At 73.0% G+C, this 762-nt stretch carries 1 protein-coding gene; it reads right to left on the reverse strand.

The features are described 5' to 3' along the window. Window positions 1–762, reverse strand: a 762-nt coding sequence (locus BFF77_RS30165; protein WP_245703832.1) for an energy-coupling factor transporter transmembrane component T, incomplete at both ends; no start/stop codon positions are given.

Raw genomic sequence — 762 nt, forward strand, 5'->3', positions numbered from 1 at the left:
CCGGCGCACAGTCCGCACATGCCGAGCAGCATCAGTGCGCCGGTGAGCCGGCGGGAGCGGGGTGTCGCCGAACCCGCGCGGCCGTAGCCGCGGGAGTCCATGGCGGCGGCCAGGCGCAGGGAGCGTTCGAGTGCGTCTTCGAGTACGGGGACGGCGATGCCGCGCAGCGCGCGCGGGCCCTTGTGGTGACCGGCCCGCAGACGGCGGGCGCGCGCCACGCGCTGGACACTCTGGACGAGTTGGGGGGCGACGCTGAGGGACACGGTGACGGCGACGCCGAGTTCGTGCAGGGCACCGGGCAGCACGCGCAGGGCGCGCTTGGGGTTGGCGAGGGTGTTGGCCGCGCCGACGCAGCAGAGCATGCACGCGAGGCGCAGCCCGTCGGTGGCGGCCGAGAGGACCGCTTCGAGGGAGACGGGGCCGCCGATCTGGATGCCCGCGTACCAGTCCGGGGTCGGGATACGGGGAAGGGAGAAGAGGAAGTGGTCGTGCGGGGTGACACCGGTGGCGAAGACCGCGCGGAAGATCACCCGGATGACGACGACGGTCAGCGCCAGGCAGAGGTAGTACTTGAAGCCGCGTGCCCAGGGCGCTTCGGTGCGCCGCGCGGTGATGACATAGCCGAGGACCGCCAGGACCAGGAAGAGCAGAAGCGGGTTGTTGGTGCGGCTGACGGCGGTGGCGAGGGCGAGGGCCCAGATCCACCAGGCGACGGGGTGCAGGGTGCGGGGAAGCCGGCGCCCGCCCGTGTCAGGTGCGGAG

The organism is Streptomyces lushanensis, from assembly GCF_001700515.1.
Classification (GTDB): domain Bacteria; phylum Actinomycetota; class Actinomycetes; order Streptomycetales; family Streptomycetaceae; genus Streptomyces; species Streptomyces lushanensis.